This window comes from Streptomyces sp. NPDC020845 (assembly GCF_044334165.1).
Lineage (GTDB): Bacteria > Actinomycetota > Actinomycetes > Streptomycetales > Streptomycetaceae > Streptomyces.
In genome coordinates, this window is sequence record NZ_JBIRSJ010000001.1 from 900,356 (window position 1) to 924,643 (window position 24,288).

A 24,288-nucleotide genomic window follows, 5' to 3' on the forward strand; every position below is an offset into this window, starting at 1 on the left:
GCGGATCATGAGCAACGACCGCGGAAAGCGTGTGGTGGTGTTCGGCGCCACCGGCAACACCGGCACCAGCGTCCTCCGGGCGCTCGGCGAGGACCCGGACGTCGCCTCCGTCGTGGGGGTTGCCCGCCGTATCCCCGCCTGGACGCCGCCGAAGGTGACCTGGATCCGGGCCGATATCGCGGAGGAGGCGGACGACCTGGTCCGGCCCCTCGAAGGCGCCGACGCCGTGATCCATCTGGCCTGGCTCATCCAGCCCAGCCACGCCCCGGTGACCACCTGGCGGACCAACGTCCTCGGCAGTATCCGCCTCTTCGAGGCCGTCGCGGCCGCGGAGGTGCCGGTGCTGGTGTACGCGTCCTCGGTGGGGGCGTACTCGCCCGGCCCCCAGGACCGCCGGGTGGACGAGTCCTGGCCCACCCACGGCTGGCCCGAGGCCGCGTACTGCCGCGAAAAGGCATACCTGGAACGGGTGCTGGACGCCTACGAGGGCGAGCATCCGCAAGTGAGGGTGGTGCGGATGCGCCCCGCCTTCCTTTTCAAGGAGCAGTCCGCGGCCGAGCAGCGCCGCCTGTTCCTGGGACCGTTCCTGCCCCGCCGACTGGTGCGCCCCGCCCTGCTGCCGGTGGTGCCCGACATCCACGGACTGCTGCTGCAGGCCCTGCACACCGACGACGCGGCCGAGGCCTATCGGCTCGCGATCGGCCGGGATGTGCGCGGCGCCTTCAACCTGGCCGCCGAACCCCCGCTCGACGCGCGCGTGCTCGCCGAGATGCTGGGTGCCAGGGTGGTCCGGACGCCGCGCATCGCCGCCCGTTCGGCACTGGCCGCCGCCTGGCACCTTCGCCTGGTCCCCGCCTCCCCCCAGCTGTTCGACGCCGCGCTGCGGCTGCCGCTGATGGACGCCGGCCGCGCCCGCGATGAACTGGGGTGGCAGCCGCGGCGCACCTCCGCGGAGACGATCGAGGAGTTCCTGCACGGTCTGCGGCACGACACCGGCATGGAGACGGCACCGCTGGCGGGACACGCGGCCCCGAGCGGTTGAGGGGGTACGGCTACCCGTCCTCTTCCCTGAAATCCTCCCATCGCGCTCTGACCACTCCGTCGGAGTCCGGCACGACGGCGCGCCAGTTCTCCATGGCGGAATCCTTGAGCATGAACGTGAAGCCCTCGTCGGTGATTTCGGAGAGAGAATCCGCGCCACCCGGATAGGAACGGTAGGTCAACTCTCCGGGCGTCAATGGAGCCTTGAAGGCAGTGAAGTCGTCGTCCAGCAGATCCGCGTCGAGCCGCAATTCGGGGTCGGACACGACGGACAGCAGTGAGCGAGGGCGGACGGCTTCGGCCACCTCGGCGGAGTTTTCCGAGGTCACCCGGAACCATCGGTAGCCGTACGCTCCATGGGCCCAGCGCTCGCACAGCAGGGTCAGCTCCGCGGCAGCGGTTCGTACGGCCGCCCAGAATTCCGCATCGGCCGGCCTGCCGACGATCCGTGATTCATCCGCGGGTTCCGATGCCGCGGTGCGCCATTCGAGACTCGCTTCGCCGCCGTGCAGGCCCGCCATCCGGCCGGCCATTTCCGGCGTCATAAGGAGATGTACGAAACCATTCCATCCCGATTCGATGCGCAGCTGATCCGTGCTGGTCAGCCGGCAGTAGGGACCGTGACCGGCCGCCATGCCCACGGCAAGTTCCACAGCCTCCCGCGGGCTGATCTCCAGCCCGTTGCGGAGCGCGGAGAGCTCGTCGGGCAGCGGCTGGCCGACGAACAACTCGCTGACCTCGAGCGTGTCGGCGCCGCTCGCCTCGATCACGGCCCCGAGCACTCCGCGCAACTCCGCGGCGTAAGCATCCCAGCCCTCGGCTTCGCTGAGCGCGTCTCGCACGTTTTCGTCACGAGGGCCGACGGCCAGCTCGGTGACTACTTCGCGATCCACCTGAGGCCTCGTATCTCTCCATTGGGTCCGACATCCAAATCGTAGGTGCCGTCCCGGGCCGAGTCCTTGGTGGACTGGAAGGGATTCTTGAAGTTGGCGCCCTTGAAAATTCCTCCCTTGTGCCCGGTCCGGTCCCAGGTGATGTAGCGCGGCAGAGTCCGCCCCGGCTTCTTGTGCTCCCAGATCGGGGATCCGCCGGCGGATTTTTTGCCGGTGTTTCTGTAGCCCAGGTACTTGGCGATGTCGTCCGATTGCTGACGTGTGATCGGATTGCAGTTGCCGTTGTTGTGGACCAGGACCGCAGCGGTCTTCGTCAGCACATAGTAGGTGTGTATTCCGCCGACCGAGAGGTCGTATGTGCGCTGTCGGACCCGCTGGTCCAGGACCGCGGTGACCCGAAGGGGCGTGCCCTTGGCGCTCCGGAGCATATTGCCGGGGCGGAGGTCGCCGGCCTTTTTCCACTGCCGTGCGTCGGCCAGCCAGAACGGGTGGTTGTCGGTCGCCGTGAGGGTGGCGGACCCTCGGTCCGTGGCGACGGTGATCCGGGTGAAGTCCTTGTCACCGTCGGTCGTGAAGACCTGGGTCACCGGCCGTGCCGCGGTGATTCCGCGTACGGGGTCGGTGGCCGTCACCCGGTCGCCGGGGCGGATGTCCTCGATGGGGCGGCGGGTGCCGTCGGCGAGGAGCACCCGGGTGCCGGTGGGGAAGCTGTGCGGCCTGGCGCAGTTCGCGCTGTTCCGCTCCTGCTTCACCCGGTCCACGAGCCGCTTCACCTCGACCGTCGCCAGCGCGCGGGCGGTGATCAGGGTGTTGGAGGTGTACGGGATGCGGTACTGGACCGGTCGGCCGCCGTTCGCCCGGGAGCGGGCCCGGGCCTCCGCCTTCTTCTGCGCCTCGATCGAGGCGAAGGTCGGGCCGGCGCCCGGGTTGGAGCAGGACAGATTGCCCGAGACGCTGGTGCCGGTGACGGCGAAGGTGCCCTGCTGACTCGTGCACCCGCCGGCGGACCTGCCGTCGATGGTGAAGGTGGCGCTCATGACGGCGGTGACCTTGCCGTCCACCAGGCGGCTCTTCGCGCTGGTGGTGATCTGTCCGGTGAAGCTCTGGCCGGCGGTGCAGCCCCCGGAGCCGCACTTGACCGACCCCGAGCCGCTGAGCGTGAGGGAGATGCCGCTGTCGGTGGCGTTGTTGAGTTCCTTGGTCCGCTTCTCCAGGGTGTCGAGCATCGGGTCGACGGCGTCCCCGGTGACCGGGGCCAGGTCCATGCCCTGGGAATCACTGCCCTCGAGAGGGCCGTCCGTCACCTCCGGGGAATCCTTGGCCGTGGTCAGGCTCACCCTGCCGGCGGCCCCGCTCGGCGTGGGTTCCGTCAGCCGGGACGGGGCGTAGGGCTCCAGGCGCAGCACTCGGTGCGGCTTCTTCTCGGTGATGAGCAGCCGGCCGGCGGATGTGTCCACCGCGAGGGCCGGTGTGCCGTGCACCGTGCGGGGCGACCGAGCCGACTCGCTCGGGGCCGGGGTGCCCGCCAAGGCGTCCAGGGCCCGGGAGAGCTCAGTCGCCAGCGCGGCCGGGGACGGCCGGTGTTCGACCACTTCCTTCGCCGAGTCGGCGCCGCTCCCGTACCCGGCGTCCCATGTGCCGGGAGCCTCCTTGCCGGGCTTGGCGTCCTTGTCGGGTGCGGGGTCCACCCGCCAGCGGGTGAAGGTCTTGCCGCCCACGTTCAAGATTTCGCGGTCGAGCGACTTCTGGCCGTGGCCCATGGTGCCGAAGCGGCTGCCGGAGGCGGTGACGGTGATGTCCCGCTTCGTGGTGTCGGCTGGCGAGGATTCCTCGTAGCGCAGGCCGGGGGCGAGCAGAAGATTGTCGACCGCCTGCCGGAACGGCGCCAGGTTCAGCTTCGGCAGGCTCTTCCGCTTCGCCTGCGGCTCCTCCGATCCCGAGGTGTCGTTCCAGAGCAGCAGCCCGGCCACCAGCGCCAAGATCAGTGCACCGACCCCGCCGAACAGCAAGAACCGCCCGCGCCGCCCCGAGGGCAGCAGCCGCCGTGCTCCGCCGTGCGGCCCCGGCGCCGGCGGTGGGGGCGGCGGGGGCCAGTACGGTGAGCCCGGCGGCGGTCCGTAGGGGGAGTGCTGCGGGGGTGGGTACGGGGTGCCCTGCGGGGGCGCGTACGGGGGCTCCGGCGGAGGCCCGAAGGCGTCCGGGGGAGGGCCGAACCCGCCGCCCTGCGGTGGAGGCGGACCGTACGCGCCGCCCTGTGGCGGCGGGCTCTTAGGTGGCCACTGGCCGTCCGGGCGTGCCGGCTCCGTCATGACATCCCCCGTGTGCTGTCGATGCCGCCGCCGCGAGGTGATCGCGTCACCCGCGGGACTCCCTGCCCCAACTGCAGGTCAGAGAGCCCATGTTCGCAGCAACAGGGCCTGATGGCCAGGGACGCGACCGGTGGCCCCGCGCATCATCGAGTCGCGGACAGGGGCGGCGTGATGCACGGTGGGAGGGGCAGCTCCACGGTGAGGGGAAGGACCATGTCCAACCACACATACCGCGTTGTCGAGGTCGTCGGGTCATCGGGGGACGGCGTCGACGCCGCGATTGCGAGCGGTATCGACCGGGCGTCGAAGACCCTGCGTGAGCTTGATTGGTTCGAAGTCACCGAGATTCGCGGACACATGGAACAAGGGCGGATCGCGCACTACCAGGTAGGGCTGAAGATCGGCTTCCGGATCGAGGACACAGACTCCTGACGCCCGGCGGGCAAGGTCGCCCGTACTGCCTCGTACTGACGTGCGACCGGCCGCCCGGCCGCCCCGGTCAGGGCACCACGGTCACCGGCCAGCGCCCGGCCTTGACCAGCCGGACCGCGACCGAGCCGACGAAGCGGTGCCCCGCCTGCTCCGACGCGCCCACCACCACGGCGTCGGCCTTGAGCTCGTCGGCCGCCTGCACCAGGCCGTTGTACGGATCGCCGCGGAAGGTGTGGAACTCCCAGCGCACCTCGAAGACCCCGCGCAGCTGCTCCGCCGCCTGACGGATCTCCTGGATCAGCTCCTCGGCGACCTGCTCGGTGGTCTGGGCCACCGAGGCCCCCAGCGCCGCCCCCGCGGCCAGCACCGGCTGTACGTAGACCACGGCGAGCAGCGCGCGCTGCCGCCGGGCCAGGCCGGCCGCGTACGACGCAGCGCGCCAGGAAGAATCGGAGCCGTCCACTCCGACCACGATGACTTTCGGGCCGTCCGTTCCGCGTTCGAAGGACGCGGGGAGTTTGTCCACCACATCTGCGAGGCTAGCGCCAGGAAAGGGTAGGTGATCAACCGGCCCGGACCGCGGCGCCCGCGCCGCGACCCACCATGACCGGCAGCGTACGACAGGAGAATCGATGGGCGGAACGCACCGTGGCGAGCTCCTCGCCATCAGTGATCTGCACGTGGCCTACCAGGAGAACCGGGAGATCGTGGAACGGCTGCGGCCGGGCTCGGACGACGACTGGCTGATCGTCGCCGGGGACGTCGGCGAGCTGTTCGCCGATATCGAGTGGGCGCTGGGCCTGCTGAGCGAGCGCTTCGCCAAGGTCATCTGGTCGCCCGGCAACCATGAGCTGTGGAGCCACCCCAAGGACCCGGAGAAGTCCCGTGGCGTACGGCGCTACCAGGCGCTGGTGGACATGTGCCGGGCGAAGGGGATCGTCACCCCCGAGGACCCCTACCCGGTGTGGGAGGGCATCGGCGGGCCGCTGACCATCGCCCCGCTCTTCCTGCTCTACGACTACTCGTTCCGACTCGAGGGCCTGGAGACCAAGGAAGCGGCCCTGGCCCATGCGCACGAGGCGGGGGTCGTGTGCACCGACGAGCACTTCCTCCACCCGGAGCCGTACGCCACCCTCGACGCGTGGTGCCGGGCCCGTGTCAAGGAGACCGAGGCGCGGCTCGAGGCATGCGACCCCGAGCTGCGGACGGTGCTCATCAACCACTGGCCGCTGACCCGGCTGCCCACCCGGGTGCTGCGCTACCCCGACTTCGCCCTGTGGTGCGGCACCGAGCTCAGCGCCGACTGGCATGTGCGGTTCCGCGCCGAGACGGTGGTCTACGGACATCTGCACATCCCCAGGACCACCGTGGAGGACGGGGTGCGCTTCCAGGAGGTGTCGGTCGGCTATCCGAGGGAGTGGAAGCGCCACGGGCTGCTGCCGGAGGACCCGCTGCGCCGGGTGCTGCCGGTGCCGGTGTCCTGACCCGCCGGCATCCCGTACGCGCCCGTCTTGACGGCACCGGCGGGTGGCGCCGTACGGTCACGGCTGTGAACCCTGACGTGGTGTTCCTGCCCGAGACCTACGCCGCCGGTGTCCCGTACGCGCTCTTCGCCGAGGCGCGCGCCACCCGCCCCGTCTGCTGGATCGAGGAACCCGCGGTCGGGGCGTGGCCCGCGGGCCCCGGCTTCTGGGCTGTCTTCCGGCACGCCGATGTCAAACATGTGTTGCGCACCCCGGAGGTCTTCTCCTCCCATCTGGGTGCCACCCAGATCCGCGACCCGGACACGCCCGGCGATCTGGAGTTCGTCCGGGCGATGATGCTCAATCAGGACCCGCCGGACCACTCCCGGACGCGGCGGGTCGTCGCGGCGGCCTTCACCCCGCGCGCGGTGCGCGAGCTCCGGACGGTCATCGAGGCACGCGCGCGGGCGCTCGTCGAGGGCGTGGCACCGCGGGGCGAGGCCGACTTCGTGGAGCTCGCGGCGGATCTGCCGGTGTGGACGCTGGCCCATGTCATGGGCGTCCCCGAGAGCGACCGGGGGCTGCTGTTCGACTGGGCGAGCCGGGTCATCGGCTACCAGGACGCCGAATACGCCGCCTCGAGCACCGCCGAGGCCGCGGGGCTCAGCCCGATGGGACGCACGGCCCTCGTCCACCGGCCGGGGTCGCTGACCCGCCCGGACGGTCGGCCGATGAATCCGCGCTCCCGCGAGGCCCTGGCCGATATGTTCGCCTACGCCCACGCGCTGGCCGAACGGCCCAGGCCCGGCACCGTGATGGCCCACCTACGGGAGGGCGGTCTGAGCCGCGAGGAGTTCGAGAACATGTTCTTCCTCTTCGCGGTGGCCGGGAACGAGACCTTGCGCAACGGCGTCCCCGGCGGGCTGCTGACCCTGCTGGACCACCCCGAGAGCCATGAACTCCTGCTGGCCCGCCCGGAGCTGACCGACTCCGCCGTGGAGGAGATGCTGCGTTTCTGGCCGCCCGTCATCGACTTCCGCCGCACCGCGACCCGCGAGGTGGAGCTGGGCGGGCAGCGCATCCGGCGCGGCGACAAGGTCGTCGTCTACCACGCCTCCGCCAACCGCGACGAGACGGTCTTCACCGACCCCGACCGCTTCGACATCACCCGCAGCCCCAACGACCACGTCAGCTTCGGCCATGGCCCGCACTTCTGCCTGGGCGCGCACCTCGCCAGGCTCCAGATGCGGGCGATGCTGCGCTGCGCGCTGACCCGCCTGCCCGGGCTGCGCCGGGCAGGCGAGCCGGTGCGGCTCACGTCCAACTTCCAGAACGGCCTCAAACACCTGCCGGTCAGCTGGGAAACAGATCGCTGAACGGGTCGGCCGAGTCCCCGACCGACCGGCCGAAGGGCGCGTCGAAGTCCCAGACCAGGAAGAGCAGAAAGACCATCAGCGCGCAGAACATCGCGGACATCACCAGCTCGCGCGGTGTGCGGCGGATCTGCAGCGTGAACAGCAGTCCGACCACCAGCGCCGCGCCGACGACCAGCCCGAGCCAGACCACTCTGGGCATCGTCGGCCCGGCGTTCTGTGCCCGTGCCTGGCGGGCGGCGTCCACCGCGGCGACCTGGTCCACCAGCGGCTGGTAGATATGCCACTCCCGCTCGGTGCGCGGTGTGTAGTCGGTGACATCGCGCCGCAACTCGGCCAGCAGCGTGGCGCCGCGGTCGGTGAGCTCGCCCTTGTCGATCATCACCTGCCACTCCTTGGACACCAGATGGTCCGCATACGCCCGGGCGTCCGCGCGGATGCGGTCGCGTACCGGCGCGGGGTAGCCGGCCGCGCGCTCGCTCACCTCGTGCAGCGCCTGCGCCTCCGTGCGCACGCCGTCCTGAGCGGTGCCGCGGGCCTCCCAGACGCCGGCGATGGCCAGGCCCAGCACGATGGCGTACACCACGCCGATCATCATGGTCATGTACTCGATGACATCGGGGGTCTCCGAGGGGTCGTCGTCCTCGGGGACCCGCCGCTGGTTGAGCAGCGTGACGGCCACGACGAGCGCACAGACCCCCGCCGTCACGAGAATCAGAATCAGCCATTCGGGCATGGGCAACCTCCGTCAGGTCTCGGCGTCGGCGTCAGCCGCGCGACCCGCGGCCGCGCGCGGCGGAGCGCGAGCGCGAACGGGGGCGCAGGGCGGCGGCCGCGAGCACCGCGGGCGCGGTGATCAGCAGGGTGAAGGTGACCAACGAGACGCCGCCGCCCGACTTTTGGGGGGCGGGGGCGTGGTACGCGCGCAACTCCGTGGTACGGGGCGGGCCGGTCGGCGTCGGTGAGCTCGGCAGCTGCGTCCTGGGCGGCTTCTTGGCGGCGGACCGGGACGGCGCCGGGGGCGCGGTGGGGCGTGCGGGGGGCGGCGCGGCCGAGGAGGGCTTCGCGGGAGGGGTGGGCGCCGCGGTGTGGGTGGGGCGGTGCGTCGGCGTGGGCGCGGTCGTCTGCGTGGGGGTGGGGGTGGGCGTCGGCGTCTGCGTGGGGGTGGGGGTCGGCGTGGGGGTGTCCGTCGGCGTAGGCGTCGGGGTCGGGGTCTTTGTGGGGGTGGGCGTCGGCGTCGGACACCACCCCGGCCAGATCACGTCGAGACCCGGAATGCGCACCTCGATGTGGAGGTGGATGCCCCCGTGCGGGCCATGTGCCGAGTGGTCGGGCCCGTCAGCCCCGGCCCGGTCCGCCTCGGCCACGGGGCCCGCCCCCGCCGAGGCGAGTACCAGGGCCGTGGCGAGAATCCCTGAACGCAACGTGCGTTGCCATCGGTTCACGACCGAGATCTTCGGCTGATCGGACCCGTTACAGCCGTATGCCCGCGTGGATTCCCTCGAATAGGTGATTTTGTGCGGAATCTACCCGTCCGGGCTGTGGCTCTGCCGGGCTGAGCGCCCGGCAGAGCCACAGCCTCGAACAGCGGCCTTGAAAGCGTGAATCAGCGGCTTTAAAAGACAGTCACCGCGCGTCCTTGAGCCGTGCCCGGTCCAGGATCGGGCCGGTGTCCACGCCGGGCGGCAGGGTGCCGAAGGCGTGGCCCCAGTCGCCGTCGAGCCGCGAGGCGCAGAAGGCGTCCGCCACCGCGGGGTGGCTGTACCGCACCAGCAGACTGCCCTGCAGGACCAGCGTCATCTGCTCGGCGAGGCGGCGGGCGAGCAGTTGCGCCCGCTGTGGATCGGCGAGCTGCGGCAGCAGATCGCGGAGGCGGGCGACGGCCGCATCCAGCCGCGCGTCCGCCCCGGCGGCGGTGTCCACCTCGGCCAGGAAGGCGTCCAGCGCCCCCGACTCGCGGCCGAGCGCGCGCAGTACGTCGAGGGCCGCCACATTGCCCGAGCCCTCCCAGATCGACAGCAGCGGCGCCTCCCGGTACAGGCGCGGCATGCCGGAGTCCTCGACATAGCCGTTGCCGCCCAGGCACTCCAGAGCTTCGGCCGCGTGTGTGGCGCCGCGCTTGCACACCCAGTACTTGCTCACCGCCAGCCCCAGCCGGCGCAGCGCCGCCTCCGACTCGTCCCCGGTCTGGGCCCGGTCCAGAGCCGTCGCCAGCCGCATCGCGAGCGTCGTGGCGGCCTCCGACTCGACGGCCAGATCGGCGAGCACATTGCGCATCAGCGGCTGGTCGATCAGCTCCGCGCCGAACGCCCGCCGGTGCCCGGTGTGGTGCAGGGCCTGCCGCAGCCCGGCCCGCATGCCCGCCGCCGAGCCGATCACACAGTCCAGCCGGGTCACATTCACCATCTCGACGATCGTGCGCACCCCCCGGCCCGGCTCCCCGACCCGCCAGGCCACCGCGGCGTCGTACTCGATCTCGGAGGAGGCGTTCGAGCGGTTGCCGAGCTTGTTCTTGAGTCGTTGCAGCCGCATGGCGTTGAGCGTCCCGTCGGGCAGCACGCGCGGCACCAGGAAGCAGGTCAGGCCCTCGTCGGCCTGGGCGAGGGTGAGGAAGACGTCGCTCATCGGCGCGGAGGTGAACCACTTGTGACCGGTCAGCAGGTAGCTGCCGTCCGCCTGCGTGAGCGCCCGCGTGGTGTTGGCACGTACGTCCGAGCCGCCCTGCTTCTCCGTCATCGACATACCGGCGATCAGCCCCCGCTTGCCCAGCGGCGGGCGCAGCCCGAAGTCGTAGACGCGGGCGGCCAGCAGCGGCTCGTAGGCGGCCGCGAGCTCCGGCTCGGCGCGCAGCGCCGGGACCGCGGCGTACGTCATGGAGATGGGGCAGCCGTGGCCCGGCTCGGCCTGCGCGAAGCAGTAGAACTTGGCCGCGCGCACCAGATGCGCTCCCGGCCGGGTCTCGGTCCAGGCGGCGGCGTGCTGCCCGCCGGCCACGGCGGCGGCCATCAGCTGGTGGTAGGCCGGGTGGTACTCGACCTCGTCGACGCGGTGGCCGTACCGGTCGTGGGTGTGCAGCACCGGAGGGTGCTCCTCGGCCATCCGCGCCCAGTCCTGGACCTCGGCGGACCCGGCCAGCGCGCCCAGCTCCCGCACCTCCTGCTCGCCCCAGCCCCCTCCGTCCCGCCGCAGGGCCTCCAGCAGGGCCGGGTCGTCGGCCGTGCTGAAGTCGATCAGCGGCGGGGCCTGGTTGAGGACTTCATGCGTGGCACCCATGGCGTCTCCTCGTGTGCGGGGGCCCTGCTCTCTTACACTTCCATCATGCTTGACGAAGAACTGTAATGGATAGGGTTCGGGCACCTATGGACGACACCCGCGATCCCGCTGAACCCCACGCCGCCGACGGAAGCGCCGCCGCCGGGGCGCTCGCGCTGCGCCCGCTGACGGCCCGCTCGATCGTGCTCAGCACCCTGCTCGGCCACCATCCGCCCCAGCTGACCGCCCGCGCCCTGGTCCGCGTCGGGGCGCTGTTCGGCGCCGCGGAGGGCACCGTCCGGGTCGCGCTCACCCGTATGGTCGCGGCCGGTGACCTCGAGCAGCGCGGCGGCGCCTACCGGCTCACCGACCGCCTCCTGGCCCGCCAGGCGCGGCAGGACGACAGCCGCGCCCCCCGTACCCGGCGTTGGGACGGCGGCTGGGAGATCGCGGTCGTCACCTCCGACCGCCGTGCCGCGCCCTCGCGGGCCGCGCTGCGCCAGGCCATGGCCGCCCTGCGCCTGGCCGAGCTGCGCGAAGGCACCTGGCTGCGCCCCGCCAACCTGGTACGGCCGCGCCCGGCCGTCGCCGCCGAGCAGTGCGCGTGGCTCACCGGCGCGCCCGAGGGCGACCCGGTCCGGCTCGCGGCCCGGCTGTGGGACCTGGACGGCTGGGCCGCCCGGGCCCGGCTGCTGTCGGCTGCCCTGGAGCGGGCCGACGGACCGGCCGAGCGGTTCACCGTGGCGGCCGCCGTGCTCCGCCACCTCCTCGCCGACCCGGTCCTGCCCGCCGGGCTGCTGCCATCCGACTGGCCGGGCGCCGATCTGCGCCGCCGCTACGACGCCTTCGAGCGCGAGCTCCGGGCCCTGCTGCCCCAGTACGCGGGGGACTGACCCCGGGAACCGGGGTGTTTCAGGCCGACTCCCGCAGGACCAGTTCGGTCGGCAGGACCAGCGACGGCTCGATCTGCTCGCCGGAGGCGAGGCGCAGCAGTTGATGGGCGAGCCGTTGGCCGATGTGAGCGATGGGTTGGCGGACCGTGGTCAGCGGAGGATCGGTGTAGCGGGTGGTCTCGATATCGTCGAAGCCGACCACGGCGACGTCGTGCGGCACCCGGCGGCCGGCCTGTCGCAGCGCCCGCAGCACCCCCACCGCCATCAGGTCGGAGGCCGCGAACACCGCGTCGAGACCCGGCTCTTCGCGCAGCAGCTCACGCGTCGCGGCCACGCCCGACTCCTGGGTGAAGTCACCGACGGCGACGGTCGCGGACAGCCGCGCCTCGTCCAGCGCCGCCCGGTAGCCGGCCAGCCGGTCGATCCCGGCGACCATGTCCTGTGGGCCCGCGACGGTGGCGATCCTGGTGCGCCCCGAGCGCACCAGATGGCGCACAGCGGCGGTCGCGCCCCCGACGTTGTCCACGCCGACGTACGGCAGGGACACCGGGCCGAGCAGCCGTTCGTTGGAGACCACCGGGATGCCCATACGGGCGAGGGAGGCGGGCAGCGGGTCGGCGCCGTGTACGGAGGCGACCATGACCCCGTCGACATGGCGCGCCAGGGCGAAGCGCTCGATGCGGTCCCGGCTGGCGGGGGAGCGGGCCATCATCAGCACCAGCTGCTTGTCGGCCTCCTCCAGCCGCTGGCTCACTCCGCGCACCACGCCGGGGAAGAACTGGTCGTCGGAGAACACCCGGCCCGGCTCCTCGGGCAGGACGAGCGCGAAGGAGTCGGTGCGCTGGGTGACCAGGCTTCGGGCCGCCTGGTTGGGCACGTAGCCCAGCTCCCGGATGGCCCGCTGCACCGCCTCGCGGGCGTCCTCGCCGACCCTGGTGGAGCCGTTGACGACGCGGGACACCGTGGCGCGCGAGACGCCCGCGTGCAGCGCCACACTCTCCAATGTCGGCCGGGTCCGGTGCATGTGCGCGATACCTCTGTTCTCCGTCGCTCTCCGCCGAGCCGCTGGTCCGTGCCGGTCGGTCGTCACAGCATGGATCACCCGGTGTAGCGGACGGCACCCTTCGGGCAAACTGTCATCGGCTGACGGCTCCTGGCGGCGTCGGCTCAGGGCGCGAGGACGCGGGCGCGGCAGACGGAGGGGGAGCCCCAAGCGGCGCGCAGCGCACGGGCCTTGCGGATCCACAAGGACAGGTCGTATTCGTCCGTGTAGCCGATCGCGCCGTGCAACTGCAGCGCGGTCCTGGCCGCCGCGTACGCCGCCTCGCCCGCGGCGACCTTGGCGGCGGCGACTTCCGCGCCGGCCCGGCCGGTGCCGTCCGCAAGCGCCAGCGCGGCCCCGTACAGCAGCGGCCGGGCGAACTCCAGGGCGACGAGGACGTCCGCGAGTTGGTGCTTGACCGCCTGGAACGAGCCGATCGGGCGGCCGAACTGGGTGCGCTGCTTGGCGTATGCCACGGTCCGCTCCAGCAGCGCGAGCCCGGTGCCGAGTGCTTGGGCGGCCGTCGCGAACGCGGCCCAGTCCGCGGCGCGCGCGGCCGCCGCCACGACGGCCGGGCCGCTCGCCAGCGTCTCGCCGCCGCCGAGCGGCCGGGCCAGCCGCCTGGCCGGATCCAGCGAGGGCTGCACCGGCCCGTGCCCCGGCGCCGCCCGGAGCCGCTCGCCCTCGGCGGCGAACACCGCGTCGGCGGCGTCCGCGTCCAGCGCGTACGGACCGCCCGCGGGCGCCGCGAGCGTGACCATCGCCTGCCCCGCCGCGATGCGCGGCAGCCACTCCTTCGCCGCCGCCGCTGCCGTGTCGCCGTGCTCGGCGAGCGTCGCGAGGAGGACCGCCGCGGCGGCCGTCTCGGCCAGCGGCCCCGGCACCCCGTGCCGGCCTGCCTCGACGTACGCCACCGCGAGCTCCACCGGCAGCGGCCCCGCGCCTTCGTAGCCTGAAGGAACGGCCAGCGCGAACACCCCGGCCTCGCCCAGCCGCCCCCACACCGCCCGCCCCGGCTCGCGCTCGCCCCGTGTCCAGGCCCGTACCGCCGCCGGGGTCCCGGCGGCGGAGAGCATACGGTCCAGGGTGTGGCCGAAATCCTTCTGCTCCTGGTCCAGCAGGAATCTCATCCGTACCGCCCCTTCATCGCTCGTCCCGGCGGGGGACCCGGCCTCATCCACGGCCCTTCGGCAGTCCGAGCAGCCGCTCGGCGATGATGTCGCGCTGGATCTCGTTGGTGCCCGCGTAGACCGGGCCCGCCAGGGCGAAGGTGTAGCCGTCCGCCCAGGCGCCACGCGCGGGCGCGTCGGGGGCGGAGTCGGCGAGTTCGCCGTGGGGCCCGAGCAGGTCAAGGGCCGTCTCGTGGAGGGCGATGTCCAGCTCGGACCAGAAGATCTTGTTGAGGCTCGACTCGGCGCCCAGAGAGCCACCGGCGGCCAGCCGGGAGGCGCCCGCGTAGGCGAAGAGCTCATACGCGCGGGCGCGGATCACCGCGTCGGCCACCCGGTCGCGCAGCGCGGACGAGACGTCGGCCGCGGGGTCGGCGTCGGGGCCGGAGTCGGTTTCGGGGGTGGTGCCGGGGTCTGCGTCGGCCGCTCGTTCGCGCCACAGCGCCGCCAGGCGGCGCGCGGCCGCGGTGAAGCGCCCCGGGCTGCGCAGGGTCAGCCCGCGCTCGTTCCCCGCCGTGCTCATCGCCATCCGCCAGCCCTCGCCCGGCTCGCCGATCACATCCTCGTCGGGCACGAAGACCTGGTCGAGGAAGAGCTCGGCGAAGGCGGGCTTGCCGTCGAGCCGGCCGATGGGGCGCACGGTCACGCCCGGCGCGCGCAGCGGGAACATCAGATACGTGAGTCCGCGGTGGGGAGCCGACGCCCCCCGGTCGCTGCGGAACAGGCCGAAGGCGCGGTCGGCGAAGGCGGCCCGGGACGACCATGTCTTCAGGCCGTTCAACAGCCAGCCGCCGTCGGTGCGTTCGGCGGTGGAGCGCAGGGACGCGAGGTCCGAACCGGATTCGGGCTCGGACCAGGCCTGCGCCCAGATGACCTCGCCGCGGGCCAGCGGCGGCAGCACCCGGGCCCGCTGCTCGGCCGTGCCGTGCTCGAAGAGCGTGGGGGCCAGCAGGCTGATCCCGTTCTGGCTGACCCGGCCGGGCGCCCCCGCCGCGTAGTACTCCTCCTCGAACAGCAGCCACTCGACGAGCGACGCGCCCCGTCCGCCGTACTCCTCGGGCCAGCTCACCGCCGACCAGCGGTCCGAGGCGAGCGTCCGCTCCCAGACGCGGTGGGCGGCGAAGCCCTCGGCGGTCTCCAGGGAGGGCAGGGGCTCGGCGGGCACATGGGCCGCGAGCCACCGCCGCGCCTCGTCCCGGAACGCCTGCTGTCGCTCGGTCAGGTCCAGATCCACCGGAGCTCCCGCCCCCTCCCCGTTCCCTAACAAGTGTTTGGTAGGTTACCGTGGCGCCGTGATGGACAACAAGGCGGACAGCAAGGCCGACCGAGCGCCCTACGTCCCCGGCCACGGCCTTCTCACCGGCCGCACGGCCGTCATCACGGCCGCGGCGGGCACCGGCATCGGCGGCGCCACCGCCCGCAAATTCCTCGAGGAGGGCGCCCGCGTCGTCATCGGCGACGCCCACGCCCGCCGGCTGAAGGAGACCGTCACGGCGCTCGCCGGGGAGTTCGGGGCGGACCGGGTCGCCGGGACGGCCTGCGATGTGACCGAAGAGGACCAGGTGGCCTCGCTCCTCGACCTCGCCGAGGAGGCCCACGGCCGCCTCGACGCCGTCGTCAACAACGCCGGGCTCGGCGGCACCGCCGAGCTGACCGAGATGACCGACGAGCAGTGGCAGAAGGTCATCGACGTCACGCTGGGCGGCACCTTCCGCTGCACCCGCGCCGCGCTGCGCCGGATGAAGGCCGACGGCCGCGGCGGCGTCATCGTCAACAACGCCTCCGTCGTCGGCTGGCGCGCCCAGGCCGGCCAGGCCCACTACGCCGCGGCCAAGGCCGGCGTGATGGCCCTCACCCGCTGCGCCGCCGTCGAGGCCGCCGCCTACGGCGTACGCGTCAACGCGGTCGCGCCGAGCCTGGCCATGCATCCGCACCTGGTGAAGGTGACCACCCCCGAACTGCTCGCCGAACTCACCGAGAAGGAGGCGTTCGGCCGGTACGCCGAACCGTGGGAGGTGGCCAACGTCATCGTCTTCCTGGCCAGCGGCTACTCCTCGTACATGACGGGCGAGACGGTGTCCGTCAGCAGTCAGCACGCATGAGGCGGAAGGGCCGGAGAGGCGGGGCGGGGACAATGGTCATGTGCCGAAGACCAGCGACAACAGCAAGAAGACCACCGTGACCCCGTCCCCCCAGCGACGCCGCGAACTGCTCTCGACGGCGGCGGAGGTGTTCGCCGCGCACGGGTACAACGCGACCACCGTGCGCCGCATCGCCGACGAGGCGGGGATGCTCGCGGGCAGCCTTTACTACCACTTCGACTCCAAGGAGGCGATGGTCGACGAGATCCTCTCCACCTTCCTCGACGAGCTCTGGGCCGGCTACGAGGCCGTGCTCGGCGCCGGGCTCGGCCCCAGGGAGACCATTGAGGCGCTCGTCACCGAGTCCTTCCGGGAGATCGACCGGCACCGGGCGGCGGTCGCCATCTACCAGAAGGAGTCCAAGCACCTCTCCGCCCAGCCCCGCTTCGGCTATCTCACCGTCTCGCAGCGGAAGTTCGAGGACGCATGGCTGGGCACGCTCGAGCGCGGGGTGGCCGAGGGGGTCTTCCGCGCCGACCTCGACATCCGGCTGGCGTACCGCTTTCTGCGCGACACCGTCTGGGTCGCCGCCTCGTGGTACCGGCCGGGCGGACAGCACAGCCCCGAGGAGATCGCCCGCCAGTACCTGTCGATGGTCCTGGACGGCATCACCCCGCGGGCCTGACCACCGGGCTTTGCACCGGTCAACACGGCTTTACACCGGGCTGAAGGAGCGATCATGGCCGAGGCATACATCGTCGAAGCGGTACGGACCCCGGTCGGCAAGCGGAACGGCGGACTGGCGTCCGTCCACCCGGCCGACCTCGGCGCGCACGTCCTGCGCGCCCTGATGGAGCGCTCCGGCGCCGACCCGGCCGCCGTCGAGGACGTGGTCCTCGGCTGCCTGGACACCGTCGGCCCACAGGCCGGGGACATCGCGCGCACCTGCTGGCTGGCCGCCGGGCTGCCCGAGGAGGTCCCGGGCGTGACCGTCGACCGGCAGTGCGGCTCCTCCCAACAGGCGATCCACTTCGCGGCCCAGGCGGTCCTCTCCGGCACCCAGGACCTGGTGGTCGCGGGCGGTGTGCAGAACATGTCGATGGTGCCCATCGCCTTCGCCAGCCGCCAGGCGACCGTCCCGCTCGGGCTGACCGAGGGCCCCTACGCGGGCTCCGAGGGCTGGCGGGCGCGCTACGGCGACCGGCCGGTCAACCAGTTCTACGGCGCCGAGCTGATCGCCGAGAAGTGGGGCATCACCCGCGAGGCGATGGAGGAGTTCGCGCTGCGCTCGCACCAGCGGGCGATACGCGCCATGGACGAGGGCCGCTTCGACCGCGAACTCGTGCCGTACGGGGAGGTCACCGCCGACGAGGGGCCGCGCCGGGACACCAGCCTGGAGAAGATGGCCGGCCTCAAACCGGTCATGGAGGGTGGCCGGATCACCGCCGCCCTGTCCTCCCAGGTCTCCGACGGGGCGGCGGCGATGCTGATCGCCTCCGAACGCGCGGTGCGCGAACACGGCCTGACGCCGCGCGCCCGCGTGCACCACCTCTCGGTGCGCGGCGAGGACCCGATCCGCATGCTGTCCGCGCCGATCCCGGCGACGGCGCACGCGCTGAAGAAGACCGGCATGACCATCGACGACATCGACCTGGTGGAGATCAACGAGGCCTTCGCGCCCGTGGTGCTGGCCTGGCTGCGGGAGTCCGGCGCGGACCCGGAGAAGGCCAACGTCAACGGCGGCGCCATCGCACTCGGCCACCCCCTCGGCGCCACGGGCACCAAGCTGATGACCACCCTGCTGCATGAACTGGAGCGCACGGGCGGGCGATACGGCCTGCAGACGATGTGCGAGGGCGGGGGCCAGGCGAATGTGACGATCATCGAGCGGTTGTGAGTGGGAGCAACCCTACGGTCGACGGACGGAGTCCGCCGCAGGCGCCCGAAGCCCGTGAGGCCCCCTGGGGCCGAGCGGTGCGAGGGGGCCGTGGAGAGTGGGGACCCGCGGCCGCCGTCACGTAAGCCGGCCCAGGACCTCCGCCGCCTCCGCCATCACCCGCTCCACCAGCTCCGCGCACGACGGCAGGTCGTCGATCACCCCGGCGACCTGCCCGGAGGCCATCACCCCGCTGTCCGTACGGCCGTCCACCATCGACGCCTTCAGCAGCATCGGCGTGTTGGCAGCCAGCAGCACCTGACTCCAGGTCAGCTCCTTGCCGTGCTTCAGCGCGAGCCCGTCGCGCACCATCCGCGCCCAGCTCAGCCCGGACAGCCGCCGGAAGGCCGCGGCGTGGCGCAGCGCTCGCGCCAGCGCCGCGGCGCGCCCGGAGCGTTCCAGGGAGGCGACCAGCTCGCTGCGGAGCATCCGGTGGGGGAGCCCGTCGACCGCCGTGGTGACGGTGACGTCCGTGACCGACGCCGCAAGGTAGCGGGCCTTGACCGCGTCCGGGACCGTGCTGTCGGAGGTCAGCAGAAAGCGGGTGCCCATCGCGATCCCTGCCGCTCCGTACGCGAGCGCGGCCACCAGACCGCGTCCGTCGAAGAAGCCGCCCGCCGCCACGACGGGGATGTCGACCGCGTCCACGACCTGGGGCAGCAGCACGGCGGTGCCGACGCTCCCGGTGTGGCCGCCGCCCTCGCCGCCCTGCACCACGATCGCGTCCGCGCCCCAGGCGGCGACCTTCTCGGCGTGTCGCCGCGCACCGACGGACGGGATGACGACCACGCCCGCGTCCTTCAGCCGGGCGATCAGCTCCCGCGTGGGGGCGAGCGCGAAGGACGCGACTCGCACCCCCTCCTCGATGATGATCCGCACCCGGTCCTCGGCGTCCCCCGCGTCCGCCCGCAGGTTCACGCCGAAGGGCGCGTCGGTGCGCGAGCTGACCTCCCGTACGGCCGAGCGCAGCTGGTGCGGGGCCATGGTGGCGGAGGCGAGGATGCCGAGCGCGCCGGCGTTGGCGGTGGCGGACACCAGCCGGGGCCCGGCCACCCACCCCATGCCGGTCTGGACGATCGGATGGCGCACGCCGACGAGCTTGGTCAGCGGGGTGTCCATCAGGCGGGCACCTCCCGCTCGCGCAGCCCCTCCGGGTCGATGACCTCCCGGATCAGCCGCAGTTCCGCGCCCGTGGGCTCGCGGGTGTACGGGACGTCGTCCGCGATGCCGAGCGCGAAGCCGGTCGCCTCCCGCACCTGCTGGGCGGTCACGCCCGGGTGCAGGGAGCGCACGCGCATGGTGCGGTCGGGCGTGCCGAAGTCGAGTACGGCCAGGTCGGTCACGACGCATGGGATGCGGTGGTAGCGGGTGGCGGACGGCCCCGCGGCGGCCGCCCGGTCGTAGCCGACGCCGCAGACCATGTCGACGCGTTCGACGAAGACACGCCGGGAGTGCCGGGGCACCCAGTAACTCGTCGGGTTGTTCAGCGTGTTGACGGGCGCGCCGCGCACCCCCAGCAGCTGCCGACGGGGCCGCTTCCAGTCGCCGATGCAGCTGATGTTCTGGTTGCCGTGCCGGTCGAGCTGGCTGGCGCCCATCATCACGTGCCGCTTGCCGCCGCTCACCAGTGACAGATGCTGGCGGTAGGGCAGCCAGCCCTCCACCACCCCCGGCTCGGTGCCCAGCAGCATGGCCTCGCCGTCCGTGAGCAGCAGGTCGGGCGCGAAGGTGAGCCGGGCCAGCTGGGCGCCGATGCGTGGCACGGTGCCCATGGGGGCGGCCAGGACCTCGCCGTCGCCGCGCCAGGCCTCCGCGCAGGCCACCACGCAGTATTCGGCCCGAGTGACCGTACTCATGCGCCCTCCTTGACGAATGCCGCCACCGCCGTCTGGTACGCGTCCTCGTCGCCGGACAGGAAGCGCTCGGTGAACTCCCGCCACGCGCCCGGGTCGGCGGCGGCCTTCGCGTACGCGCGCTGGAACGCCTCGTCGCGCCCGTAGTCGGGGGCGCAGGAGGTGAAATGGGCGCCGTTCGGGGTCTCGATCACGCCGGTCACCGCGTGGCGCTTGACCAGCAGCGTCTGCGGACCGCCCGCGTCCGCGAACTCCGCGCTGCCCACGACGCGTTCGCAGGAGACATACGCTGTTTCGGCCGCGTCGCAGAACAGGTCGTCGAAGTACGGGTCCGGGCCCAGATACTGGCCGTTGCCGTATGCGTCGGCCCGGTTGAGGTGCACCAGCGCGGCGTCCAGCCGCAGCGCGGGCACCGCCACCAGCTCCTCCCCGTCCTCGTACGGCGAGGTGACCGTCCGCAGCCCCGGGTTGACGGTCATCACGTCCGAGCCGAGCCCCGCCCGCACCGGCATGAACGGCAGCCGGTGGACGGCGGCGGTCAGCCCCCACATGAACATCGCCTCGTCCAGCTCCACCAGTTCGAGGTCCCCGCGCTCGCGCGCCGCCCTGAAGTGCGGTTCGAGCGGGATCGAGTCGAGCGTGGCGAAGGCGGCGACCAGCTTGCGGATCTTCCCGGCGGCGGCCAGCAGCCCGACGTCCGGTCCCCCGTACGAGACCACAGTCAGATCGGTGACCGGCGAGCGCAGCAGCGCCCGCACCAGCGCCATGGGCTTGCGCCGCGATCCCCAGCCGCCGATGCCGACCGTCATACCGCTCTCGATCCGGCCGACGGCCTCCTCCGGGCTCATCAGCTTGTTGCCGGGCCTCAACGCCGCTCACCCGCCTCGGCAGAAAGGCCGGCAGAAAGACCAGAGGAGGAGCCGGACATGAACGCCTCGCGGTGCCGGTCGGCGATGCCGCTCAGGTTGGCCTCGAAGGTGAAGCCCTGTTCGAAGCGGTAGCTGCGGCGCACATCGACCGGGTCGATGCCGTTGATCGCGGCCTTGGCCAGCCGCAGCAGCGCCCCGTCCTTGGCGGCGATCTCGCGGGCCAGCTCCAGCGCCGCGTCCGACAGCTCCGCGCGCGGTACGACCCGCCACACCGAGCCGTGCCGGTGCAGCTCGTCGGCGGTCACGGTGCGCGAGGTGTAGTACAGGGCGCGCATCAGGTGCTGCGGCACCAGCCGGGCCAGATGGGTGGCCGCGCCCAGGGCGCCCCGGTCCAGCTCCGGCAGCCCGAACGTCGCGTCGTCGCTCGCCACGATCGCGTCGGCGTTGCCGACCAGGCCGATGCCGCCGCCGAGGCAGAAGCCGTGCACCGCGGCGACGACCGGGACCTGGCAGTCGTAGACGGCGGCGAACGCCTCGTAGCAGCCGTGGTTGGCGCCGATCAGGGCCTGGTGCCCCTCGGTGCGCTGCATCTCCTTGATGTCCACGCCCGCGTTGAAGCCCCGCCCGGCGGCGGCGAGGACGACACAGCGCACATCCGGGTCTCTGCCCGCGCCGCGCACGGCCGACGCGAGCTCGTACCAGCCCTGCACGGGAAGGGCGTTGACCGGTGGGAAGTCCACGGTGACGACGGCGACGCCCGCGTGTGGGGCGGAGGTGGAGACACCCATGAGCAGATCCGCTACCTTTCCACCAAACATTTGTTAGGCGAGAAGGTAGCAGCGCTCGGGGCGCAGCGGGAGGTGTCACGTGGCCGTCACCATCGACCTGTCCGGGCGCGTCGCGGTCGTCACCGGAGGGACGCGGGGCGTGGGGGCGGGGATCGCGCGGTCGCTGCTCACCGCGGGCGCCGAGGTCGTGGTCTGCGCCCGTCGGCCAGGGGACCGGCCCGTCGAGGCGGCGGGCCGCACGGCCCGCTTCCTGCCGCTGGACGTGCGCGACGCGGACGCCGTCGGCGCCTTCTTCGAAGGGCTGCGCGGCTCGTACGGCCGGCTCGACCTCCTGGTCAACAACGCCGGAGGCAGCCGGTTCGGACTGCTCGCCGACTCCGGGCCGCGCCACGCGGCCCGCGTCGTCGAGCTGAACCTCATTGCCCCCCTGACCGTCTCCCTCGCCGCCTACGAGGTGATGCGGCATCAGGAGCGCGGCGGCTCCATCGTGATGATCGGCAGCGTCAGCGGGACCCGCCCGTCGCCCGGCACCGCCGCCTACGGAGCCGCCAAGGCGGGCCTCGCCAACCTCGCCCACTCCCTGGCCGTCGAGTGGGCCCCCGCGGTCCGGGTCAACACCGTCGTACTCGGCATGGTCCGCACCGAACTGTCCCATCTGCACTACGGCGATGAGGCCGGGCTCGCCGCCGTCGGCCGCACCATCCCCCTCGGGAGGCTGGGCGAACCGGACGAGGCGGGCGACGCCTGCGTCTTTCTCGCCTCCGACCTCGCCGCGTACATCAGCGGCGCCGCCCTGTGCGTCCACGGCGGCGGTGAGCGCCCGGCGTTCCTCGCCGCCGCCAACGTCAACGAGCAGGAGGACCCAAGATGACCGGACTGTGCGCCGGACGCGTCGCCGTCGTCACCGGAGCGGGCCGCGGCCTGGGCCGCGCACACGCACTGGCCCTCGCCGCCGAGGGGGCCAAGATCGTCGTCAACGACCTCGGCGTGGCCCTGGACGGCGCGGCGGGCCCGGGGAGCCCGGCTCAGGACGTCGCCGACGAGATCCGGGCGCTGGGCGGCGAAGCGGTCGCGCACGGCGGCGACATCGCCACCACCGACGGCGCGGCCTCCCTGGTCGCCACCGCCCTCGACACCTACGGCCGGCTCGACGCCCTCGTCAACAACGCGGGCTTTCTGCGCGACCGCATGCTGATCAACCTGGACGAGGACGACTGGGACGCGGTGCTGCGCGTCCACCTCAAGGGCCACTTCCTGCCGCTGCGGCACGCCGCCGCCCACTGGCGCGCCGAGGCGAAGGCGGGCCGCGCCCCGGCCGCCCGCGTGGTCAACACCAGCTCGGGTGCGGGGCTGCTGGGCAGCGTCGGCCAGGGCAACTATTCCGCCGCCAAGGCCGGGATCGTCGGGCTCACCCTCGTGGCCGCCGCCGAACTGGGCCGCTACGGCGTCCAGGTCAACGCCATCGCCCCGGCCGCCCGCACCCGGATGACCGAGCAGACCTTCGCCGAGACCATGGCCGCCCCGGACCAGGCCGACGCCTTCGACGCGATGGCCCCCGAGAACGTCTCACCGCTCGTCGTCTGGCTCGCCTCCGCCGACAGCGCGGGCGTCACCGGCCGGGTCTTCGAGGCCGAGGCCGGGCGTATCACCGTCATGGAGGGCTGGCGGCCGGGCCCGACCGCCGACAAGGGCACCCGCTGGACCCCGGCCGAGGCGGGCGACGCCGCCCGGAAGCTGCTCGCCGCCGCCGAGCCGCCGAGGCCGGTGTACGGGGCGTCATGAGCCCGCCGCGTCCGGCGTACATCCCGCGTGGCGCAGAGCCGCCAGGAAGCGGGCGGCGAAGACGGGGTGGCCCGCGGGCGCGGGGTGCAGCCGGTCCAGGCCCTCGGGTTCCAGCAGCAGCCGCGTACAGCTGGGCCCGAACACCTTCGGGCCGTGGATGTAGTGCAGATTCGCATCCCCGTGCGTACGCAGCAGCTCGACCGCGCGCCGTATGTGCGCCCGGCACTCGCGCATCGACATACCGGAGGGCCCCGGTACCTCCTCCCGCTCGGGCGCGACGATGCTCGACATCACGGCGAACGGGGTCGTGGGATGCCCCTCGCGCACCGTCTGTACGAAGCCGACCAGCGCCGAGGCCAGCGAGTCGCGGTTGTGGCTGCCCAGCGCCTGGATGTTGATCCCGACGCAGACGGTGAGTACATCGGCCGGCAGGTCCCGCATCAGCCGCGCGGCCATCGGCTGAAGCTGGCAGGCCGCGCCCAGCGCCAGCGAGGTCAGCTCCCAGCCGGCGCGCCGGGCCACCAGGGCGGCCCACGTCCGGCTCGGGGAGGCCGCGCCGCGCCCCTGCGAGATGGAGCTGCCGTAGTGCACCCAGCGCGGCCGCCCCTCGCCGCCGTCACGCTCGACCGCCGCGTCCGCGTCCAGCGTCACCTCGCACAGCCGGAACTGATGGTAGAAGGGCAGCCACAGCTCGACCGCGGCCATCCGCCCCGGCAGGCCGTCGACCCGGAACTCCGCGTCCCCGCCGTGCGTCTGGAGCTCAACGGTGGCCGAGTGCCGCCCCTCGCAGAGCACATCCAGCCGCGCCACCTCCGGCGGGCCATTGAGCTTCGGTGCGGGATCCGCCTGATAGCGGCAGGTCAGCCCGGTGCTGTCGGTACGCAGGCCCACCCGCACCCCCGACGGCATCGCCGCCCGCCCCAGCCCGCCCTCGGGCAGATACAGCGCCGCCTCCGGATGCGGCAGCCGCCAGGGCGCGGTCCAGCCGGGGCCCCGTTGCAGCGATACCGCCCCCCGGTAACGCAGCCGTGGGTCGTCGTGGGCCAGACGCACGCCGCACTCTCCTCCGCTTTCCGGCTCGGGGAAGGGCGCGCACCCCGCCCCACCGCGGG

The 24,288-nt window shown here is 72.8% G+C and carries 24 protein-coding genes; 10 read left to right on the plus strand and 14 right to left on the minus strand.

Annotation, left to right across the window (positions count from 1 at the left end):
* Window positions 1-7 precede the first annotated feature (7 nt).
* The gene (locus ACH4U7_RS03105) at window positions 8-1,042 is read left to right on the plus strand and encodes an NAD-dependent epimerase/dehydratase family protein (protein WP_398526277.1); all 1,035 of its coding nucleotides are present in this window, start codon (window positions 8-10) and stop codon (window positions 1,040-1,042) included.
* A 10-nt stretch (window positions 1,043-1,052) separates the two neighbouring features.
* Here the strand turns inward: ACH4U7_RS03105 and ACH4U7_RS03110 are convergent, their stop codons facing one another.
* Window positions 1,053-1,883: a hypothetical protein gene (locus ACH4U7_RS03110; RefSeq protein WP_398526278.1), complete on the minus strand. Its 831-nt coding sequence runs from the start codon at window positions 1,881-1,883 to the stop codon at window positions 1,053-1,055.
* 35 nt (window positions 1,884-1,918) lie between these two features.
* A complete protein-coding gene (locus ACH4U7_RS03115) occupies window positions 1,919-4,243 on the minus strand; it encodes a toxin C-terminal domain-containing protein (RefSeq protein WP_398526279.1) in 2,325 nt (774 codons plus the stop codon).
* Window positions 4,244-4,456: 213 nt separating this feature from the next.
* Here ACH4U7_RS03115 and ACH4U7_RS03120 point away from each other — a divergent pair, with 213 nt between their 5' ends.
* Window positions 4,457-4,675 carry a dodecin gene (locus ACH4U7_RS03120; protein ID WP_398526280.1) on the plus strand — a complete coding sequence of 73 codons (219 nt, stop codon included), beginning with the start codon at window positions 4,457-4,459 and terminating at the stop codon, window positions 4,673-4,675.
* Window positions 4,676-4,742: 67 nt separating this feature from the next.
* Here ACH4U7_RS03120 and ACH4U7_RS03125 read toward each other — a convergent pair whose 3' ends face one another.
* Entirely contained in the window at window positions 4,743-5,204 is a 462-nt protein-coding gene (locus ACH4U7_RS03125) for a universal stress protein (RefSeq protein ID WP_398526281.1), read from the minus strand.
* Between the two features lie 103 nt (window positions 5,205-5,307).
* Between ACH4U7_RS03125 and ACH4U7_RS03130 the strand changes: the two genes are divergently transcribed.
* Entirely contained in the window at window positions 5,308-6,159 is an 852-nt protein-coding gene (locus ACH4U7_RS03130) for a metallophosphoesterase (protein WP_014174347.1), read from the plus strand.
* A gap of 65 nt (window positions 6,160-6,224) precedes the next feature.
* Window positions 6,225-7,514, plus strand: coding sequence for a cytochrome P450 (locus tag ACH4U7_RS03135; protein ID WP_398526282.1), 1,290 nt, complete (start codon window positions 6,225-6,227; stop codon window positions 7,512-7,514).
* Here the strand turns inward: ACH4U7_RS03135 and ACH4U7_RS03140 are convergent.
* The 3 genes from ACH4U7_RS03140 to ACH4U7_RS03150 all read right to left on the minus strand — a co-directional run bounded on the left by ACH4U7_RS03140 (window position 7,492) and on the right by ACH4U7_RS03150 (window position 10,784).
* Window positions 7,492-8,247 (minus strand): hypothetical protein, encoded by a 756-nt coding sequence (locus ACH4U7_RS03140; protein WP_398526283.1) that lies wholly within the window; start codon window positions 8,245-8,247, stop codon window positions 7,492-7,494. The genes ACH4U7_RS03135 and ACH4U7_RS03140 overlap by 23 nt on opposite strands.
* 31 nt (window positions 8,248-8,278) lie before the next feature.
* Entirely contained in the window at window positions 8,279-8,956 is a 678-nt protein-coding gene (locus tag ACH4U7_RS03145; protein WP_398526284.1) for a hypothetical protein, read from the minus strand.
* Window positions 8,957-9,137: 181 nt separating this feature from the next.
* Window positions 9,138-10,784, minus strand: coding sequence for an acyl-CoA dehydrogenase family protein (locus ACH4U7_RS03150; RefSeq protein ID WP_398526285.1), 1,647 nt, complete (start codon window positions 10,782-10,784; stop codon window positions 9,138-9,140).
* Between the two features lie 86 nt (window positions 10,785-10,870).
* Between ACH4U7_RS03150 and ACH4U7_RS03155 the strand changes: the two genes are divergently transcribed.
* Window positions 10,871-11,656, plus strand: a complete 786-nt coding sequence (locus ACH4U7_RS03155) for a PaaX family transcriptional regulator C-terminal domain-containing protein (RefSeq protein WP_398526286.1) — start codon at window positions 10,871-10,873, stop codon at window positions 11,654-11,656.
* Between the two features lie 19 nt (window positions 11,657-11,675).
* Here ACH4U7_RS03155 and ACH4U7_RS03160 read toward each other — a convergent pair whose 3' ends face one another.
* From ACH4U7_RS03160 to ACH4U7_RS03170, 3 genes are all read right to left on the minus strand, one after another.
* Entirely contained in the window at window positions 11,676-12,680 is a 1,005-nt protein-coding gene (locus tag ACH4U7_RS03160; protein ID WP_398526287.1) for a LacI family DNA-binding transcriptional regulator, read from the minus strand.
* Between the two features lie 143 nt (window positions 12,681-12,823).
* Window positions 12,824-13,828, minus strand: coding sequence for an acyl-CoA dehydrogenase family protein (locus ACH4U7_RS03165; RefSeq protein WP_398526288.1), 1,005 nt, complete (start codon window positions 13,826-13,828; stop codon window positions 12,824-12,826).
* Window positions 13,829-13,871: 43 nt separating this feature from the next.
* Entirely contained in the window at window positions 13,872-15,101 is a 1,230-nt protein-coding gene (locus ACH4U7_RS03170; protein ID WP_398526289.1) for an acyl-CoA dehydrogenase family protein, read from the minus strand.
* A 61-nt stretch (window positions 15,102-15,162) separates the two neighbouring features.
* Between ACH4U7_RS03170 and ACH4U7_RS03175 the strand changes: the two genes are divergently transcribed.
* The 3 genes from ACH4U7_RS03175 to ACH4U7_RS03185 are packed head-to-tail and all read left to right on the plus strand — an operon-like array spanning window position 15,163 to window position 17,845.
* Window positions 15,163-15,969 (plus strand): SDR family oxidoreductase, encoded by an 807-nt coding sequence (locus ACH4U7_RS03175; RefSeq protein WP_398526452.1) that lies wholly within the window; start codon window positions 15,163-15,165, stop codon window positions 15,967-15,969.
* 40 nt (window positions 15,970-16,009) lie between these two features.
* Window positions 16,010-16,633, plus strand: a complete 624-nt coding sequence (locus ACH4U7_RS03180; RefSeq protein WP_398526290.1) for a TetR/AcrR family transcriptional regulator — start codon at window positions 16,010-16,012, stop codon at window positions 16,631-16,633.
* A gap of 54 nt (window positions 16,634-16,687) precedes the next feature.
* A complete protein-coding gene (locus tag ACH4U7_RS03185) occupies window positions 16,688-17,845 on the plus strand; it encodes an acetyl-CoA C-acetyltransferase (protein WP_398526291.1) in 1,158 nt (385 codons plus the stop codon).
* A 117-nt stretch (window positions 17,846-17,962) separates the two neighbouring features.
* On the opposite strand, the gene ACH4U7_RS03190 is transcribed toward ACH4U7_RS03185, so the two are convergent.
* Genes ACH4U7_RS03190 through ACH4U7_RS03205 form a run of 4 tightly spaced genes read right to left on the minus strand, consistent with a single transcriptional unit; the run spans window position 17,963 to window position 21,394 of the window.
* On the minus strand, window positions 17,963-19,003 hold the full coding sequence (locus ACH4U7_RS03190) for an NAD(P)H-dependent flavin oxidoreductase (protein WP_398526292.1): 1,041 nt from the start codon (window positions 19,001-19,003) through the stop codon (window positions 17,963-17,965).
* Complete coding sequence (locus ACH4U7_RS03195; RefSeq protein WP_398526293.1) at window positions 19,003-19,740, minus strand: CoA-transferase subunit beta; 738 nt, start codon at window positions 19,738-19,740, stop codon at window positions 19,003-19,005. Before ACH4U7_RS03195 ends, ACH4U7_RS03190 begins: the two co-directional genes overlap by 1 nt.
* Window positions 19,737-20,585 carry a CoA transferase subunit A gene (locus ACH4U7_RS03200; protein WP_398526453.1) on the minus strand — a complete coding sequence of 283 codons (849 nt, stop codon included), beginning with the start codon at window positions 20,583-20,585 and terminating at the stop codon, window positions 19,737-19,739. Before ACH4U7_RS03200 ends, ACH4U7_RS03195 begins: the two co-directional genes overlap by 4 nt.
* Window positions 20,586-20,602: 17 nt before the next feature.
* On the minus strand, window positions 20,603-21,394 hold the full coding sequence (locus tag ACH4U7_RS03205) for an enoyl-CoA hydratase family protein (RefSeq protein ID WP_398526294.1): 792 nt from the start codon (window positions 21,392-21,394) through the stop codon (window positions 20,603-20,605).
* A 79-nt stretch (window positions 21,395-21,473) separates the two neighbouring features.
* Here ACH4U7_RS03205 and ACH4U7_RS03210 point away from each other — a divergent pair, with 79 nt between their 5' ends.
* Window positions 21,474-22,265, plus strand: coding sequence for an SDR family oxidoreductase (locus ACH4U7_RS03210; RefSeq protein WP_398526295.1), 792 nt, complete (start codon window positions 21,474-21,476; stop codon window positions 22,263-22,265).
* Window positions 22,262-23,176 carry an SDR family oxidoreductase gene (locus tag ACH4U7_RS03215; RefSeq protein ID WP_398526296.1) on the plus strand — a complete coding sequence of 305 codons (915 nt, stop codon included), beginning with the start codon at window positions 22,262-22,264 and terminating at the stop codon, window positions 23,174-23,176. Before ACH4U7_RS03210 ends, ACH4U7_RS03215 begins: the two co-directional genes overlap by 4 nt.
* On the opposite strand, the gene ACH4U7_RS03220 is transcribed toward ACH4U7_RS03215, so the two are convergent.
* A complete protein-coding gene (locus ACH4U7_RS03220; RefSeq protein ID WP_398526297.1) occupies window positions 23,171-24,229 on the minus strand; it encodes an SGNH/GDSL hydrolase family protein in 1,059 nt (352 codons plus the stop codon). The genes ACH4U7_RS03215 and ACH4U7_RS03220 overlap by 6 nt on opposite strands.
* Between the last annotated feature and the right edge of the window lie 59 nt (window positions 24,230-24,288).